This window comes from Mycobacterium sp. THU-M104 (assembly GCF_049197365.1).
Lineage (GTDB): Bacteria > Actinomycetota > Actinomycetes > Mycobacteriales > Mycobacteriaceae > Mycobacterium.
Genome location: NZ_JBMIOP010000095.1, coordinates 1 through 4,381 on the forward strand (window position 1 = coordinate 1; position 4,381 = coordinate 4,381).

The following is a 4,381-nucleotide window of genomic DNA, read 5'->3' on the forward strand; positions in this document are numbered from 1 at the left end:
TGGCCGAACAGCTGTTCAACCGCTGGGGTGTACGTGCGGTGTTCTTCGGCCGCTTCATCGCGTTGTTGCGCATCTTCGCCGGGCCGTTGGCCGGCGCCCTGAACATGCGCTACCCGCGTTTCCTGGCCGCCAACGTGTCGGGCGCCGTCTGCTGGGCGGGGGGCACCACCGCCCTGGTCTACTTCGCCGGGATGGCCGCCGAGCGCTGGATGGAGCGGTTCTCCTGGATCGCGTTCGTCATCGCCGTCGTGTGCGGTGTGACCGCGGCAATCCTGCTGCGCGAGCGCACATCCCGGGCGATCGCCGAACTCGAGGCCGAGCACGGTCGCAGAACCGGGACCACCGCCGCCGACCCCGTGTGAAACCGGACCCGGCGGGTCCACCAGTCGAGGCCCCCGGTCCGGAGCAGCACGAGTTCGTTCTTGGTCGCGACGTGCCGGTAAGACGTGGCCCGGGAAGATCGCAGTCCGCACTCACGACTCGTTCACGCATCACGGGTAGACACACCGCTCTGTTTCGTTATACAAAAAAGGTTCACACATCGCGAATGTCTGTCTTCAGACAGCAGGACGGGCCAACGTCGCCGCGTTTCCAACGCCGGCCGATCAGGGAGTCCAGCACATGAGTACAGCGTGTACCCACACCACATCCAGTCCCTATTTGACCCTCAGCACGCGGCTGGTCTACGAACTCGGGGACCCACACAACACCCTGAGGGCCACCACCGACCGCATCGACGGCGCGGTTCTCGTCAACGCCGGTGGAGAGGTCGACGCCAGCAACGAGCTCACCTGGCGCCGGCTGATCGTCGAAGCCGGCGGCGTCGTCTCCGCCCCGGGGCCGCTGGTCGTCGACGTCACGGGATTCGAGTTCATGGGCTGCTGCGCGTTCGCGGTGCTGGCCGACGAGGCGCAACGGTGCCGCCGCCGCGGTATCGAGCTGCGCCTGGTCAGCCGGGAGCCGCTCGTCGCCAGGATTGTCGAGGCATGCGGGCTGGGGGGCGAGCTGCCCCTCTACCCCACCGCCGACGCCGCACTCGCCCCGACCGCCCGCCGGTAGCCGCTCTCGCACGCCCTGTTCTGCGACGTCCCCGTCGACTCATCGCTGCGCACAGCCGCGTCGGGACGCCAGGACTATCGGTACAGAGATGTCGGTGGGCCGCACCGGCCCGCGTGCGGAGTCGCTCTCAGGCGCACCGGACCGTAACGCGATCCTGAAGGCTCACTCGGGCAGACCGAAGAGTTTGACGACGCCGTGATCGCGGCCGGCGGTGTAGCCGCCGTCGACGGCGATGGCCTGCCCGGTGACGAACGAAGCGTCCCGGGAGAGCAGGAAGGCTGCCATCGCCGCGACCTCGTCGGACCGGCCGAGCCGGTGCAGCGCGTGTTCCTTGGTGATGGAGGCCAGCGGGCCCGCCATCGCCTCCAGACCGAAAACACTTTCAGCCATCGGTGTTTCGATGAAACCCGGGCAGATTGCGTTGACCCGGATGCCGCTCGGCCCGTAGTCGAGCGCCATGTCCTGGTCAGCAGCACGACGCCGCCCTTGGCCGCGTTGTAGGAGCTGCCGCCCGCCGTTCCCTCCAGGCCTTCGATGCTGGAGACGGTGACGATGGAGCCCCGCTCGCCGTCGACCCTGGGTTGCTCGATCATCCTGGACAGCGCGGCCTTGGCGACCAGGAACGTGCCGGTCAGGTTGATGCCGATCACGCGCTCCCATTCGGTACGGTCGAGCAGGTGAACGGGGCCGCCGCCGGCCACGCCGGCGGCGTGGAAAACGCCGTCGAGGCGGCCGGGCACCGCGTCCAGCACGGCACCGATCGCAACCTCGTCGGTCACATCGGTGGTGACGAAGTGAAAATCGGGGCCCAGGTGCGGCGGGGTGGCCAGGTCGGCGCCGACGACGGAACCGCCCTCGGACAGCAGACGCCGCGCGGTGGCCAGGCCGATCCCGGATGCCGCGCCCGTCACGACGAAGGTGCGGGAACCGGCACGGGCGGCATTCACCATGTCGCAGTTCTTCTGTCGGGTCGGGCATCTGCTCTGCGGGATCTGCCCATATGGCGATTTGTACCTTACGATTTTGCGCAACCAACCGGAGGCACGAGGAGCAATGATGTCGCCACCGCACACGCCCCCATTTTCCGTGGCACGGGCCACGCGCGGCCTGCAGTCCGTCGTCGCCGTGGCCGCCGCAGTCCTGCTCACCGCCACGGCCGGCCCCGGCCGGGCAAACGCCGCGCCCGCCGGCGTCCGCGGTGGCGCTGCTGGCCGCCGACCCGGTCGACATCGCGCAGGGCATCTCGATCATCCCCGCGCCGGGCTGGACGGTCGGCGACCGCGGCCCGGACTGGGTGGCGCTCTCCAACGCCGATTCCAGCGCGCAGCTGCAGGTCGTCGTGAAAACGGCTGACGGGACCGATGTCGTCGCCGCGCTGCAGGACGACATCGACCAGCTGACCGGCAACCCGTCCTCTGATTTGACCAACGTGCGAAACCTGACCGATCCGCTCATAACGATGTTGCACGGCAACAACTTTCAGCAGATGGCCGCCATCGACTACACCGCCGACCTTTCGTCGCCGCGGGGCACGGTTCCCGTCCTCGGCACATTCGGTGAGCTGCTCAACACGTCGACTCGCCTGTCGGCGTTCATCGACTTCCGGCAGAACGACAACGCGACCGGTCAAGCCGCCCAAGACGGCGGGGCAATGATCGACTCCATGCTCTGACTGGTTGCCGTGGCGGCGGCGCACCGCATATTACAGAGAAGAACACAACGATCTCGGAGGGGTTATGCCGGCAGTCGACACCTTCACCAGCACCACGGACACGCTCATCGGATTCATCGAGCAACACGTACGACAGCGCCCCGACGCCACGGCTATCCGTTACGGCGAAGCACAGTGGACCTGGGCCGAGTGGGCGACGCGGATTCGTCGCGTAGCCGGAGCACTGCGCGCCGCCGGTATCCGGCGTGGGCAGTGCGTGGCTTTCCTGGACAAGAATCACCCCGCGTGCCTGGAAACCCTGTTCGCGGCCGCATCGATCGGCGCGGTGGCCACCGTGGTGAATTGGCGTCTGGCCGGTGAGGAACTCGTGCATGTTCTCCAAGACAGCGGGGCCCGCCTGCTTTTCGCCGGCGCCGAACTGCATCCCGCGGCGCAGGCGGCTGCCGCTCACGTACCGGGCCTGCAGCGCATCGTGGTGGTGGGCGGTGACGACCAGGACGAGTACGAATCATTGCTCGCCGCGGCATCTCCCGAGGATCCCGACGCCGAGGTCACCGGCGACGACTCCGCGCTGGTGATCTACAGCTCGGGCACCACCGGACGCCCCAAGGGCGTGGTACTGAGCCAGCGGGCGCTGGTCAACCACGCGGCGAACGTCGCGCCGGCGTTTCCCTTCGGTGAGGGCGACACGAACCTGGTGTGCATGCCGCTGTTCCACGTGGGTGGGATCGGGTATGCACTGTTCGGCATCCGGCCCGGCATGCCGACGATCATGACCCGCGAGCCCGACGCCGCGGAGCTGGTCGCCGCGGTGCGGGCCGGCGCGACGCACGCGTTCGTCGTCCCTCCGGTGATCGCCAGGTTCCTCGACGGCGGCGAGGCGGCAACTGCCGCGATCTCGGGCCTGCGCTACATCGTGTACGGCGCCGCCCCGATGCCGCTGCCCCTGCTACACCGCGCGCTGGCGGCCTGGCCCGGCACGAAGTTCGTTCAGGTGTACGGCCAGACGGAACTGTGCGGAGCAGTCACAGCGCTCGGCGACACCGACCATCGCGATCCAGCTCGGCCCCATCTGCAGCTTTCAGCCGGAAAAGCGTTGCCGGGAACGGCGATCAAGATCGTCGATCCCGAGACTGGCGATCTGCTGGCGGCGGGGCAGCCGGGTGAGATCTGGGTGCGCAGCAACCAGAACATGAGCGGCTACCTGAACCGCCCGGAGGCAACGGCCGAAACGATCACCGGCGACGAGTGGGTGCGCACCGGCGACGTGGGGCGCCTCGACGCCGACGGCTACGTCTACGTCGAGGACCGGCTGAAAGACATGGTGATCACCGGCGGGGAGAACGTGTACGGACCTGAAGTAGAAAGCGTACTGATCAAGCATCCCGCCGTCGCCGACGCCGCGGTCATCGGGGTGCCCGACGACCGCTGGGGCGAATCCGTCAAGGCGATCGTCGTGGCTGCGGCCGAGATCGAACCCGCCGACGTCATCGAGTTCTGCCGACAGCATCTGGCCGCCTACAAATGCCCGCGCACCGTCGACGTGGTCGCCGAGCTTCCCCGCAACGCCAGCGGGAAGATCCTCAAAACAGCTCTGCGCGAACCCTATTGGCGGGACCGTGCGCGCAAGGTATGAGCGGCGCCCTCACA

General features: G+C 68.1%; 4 protein-coding genes and 1 pseudogene. 4 read left to right on the forward strand and 1 reads right to left on the reverse strand.

All coding sequences use genetic code 11. The annotated features are described in order from the left end of the window. Both ACOJVU_RS08830 and ACOJVU_RS08835 read left to right on the forward strand, forming a co-directional pair. Nucleotides 1–362 (forward strand): DedA family protein (locus ACOJVU_RS08830; RefSeq protein ID WP_421529427.1); only part of this gene is annotated, 362 nt, incomplete at its 5' end. 259 nt (nt 363–621) lie between these two features. Next, nucleotides 622–1,059, forward strand: a complete 438-nt coding sequence (locus ACOJVU_RS08835; RefSeq protein ID WP_421529428.1) for an anti-sigma factor antagonist — start codon at nt 622–624, stop codon at nt 1,057–1,059. A 162-nt stretch (nt 1,060–1,221) separates the two neighbouring features. On the opposite strand, the pseudogene ACOJVU_RS08840 reads toward ACOJVU_RS08835, so the two are convergent. Then, nucleotides 1,222–2,009, reverse strand: a pseudogene (locus ACOJVU_RS08840) (SDR family NAD(P)-dependent oxidoreductase). A 248-nt stretch (nt 2,010–2,257) separates the two neighbouring features. Here ACOJVU_RS08840 and ACOJVU_RS08845 point away from each other — a divergent pair. Continuing rightward, nucleotides 2,258–2,731, forward strand: a complete 474-nt coding sequence (locus ACOJVU_RS08845) for a hypothetical protein (protein WP_421529429.1) — start codon at nt 2,258–2,260, stop codon at nt 2,729–2,731. A 64-nt stretch (nt 2,732–2,795) separates the two neighbouring features. Next, nucleotides 2,796–4,367, forward strand: coding sequence for a long-chain-fatty-acid--CoA ligase (locus tag ACOJVU_RS08850; protein ID WP_421529430.1), 1,572 nt, complete (start codon nt 2,796–2,798; stop codon nt 4,365–4,367). Nucleotides 4,368–4,381 lie beyond the last annotated feature (14 nt).

What these genes read in the sequence shown, in the direction of transcription:
- ACOJVU_RS08835 (WP_421529428.1), top strand. Translation starts at nt 622, where the DNA reads ATGAGTACAGCGTGTACCCACACCACATCCAGTCCCTATTTGACCCTC.
- ACOJVU_RS08850 (WP_421529430.1), top strand. Translation starts at nt 2,796, where the DNA reads ATGCCGGCAGTCGACACCTTCACCAGCACCACGGACACGCTCATCGGA.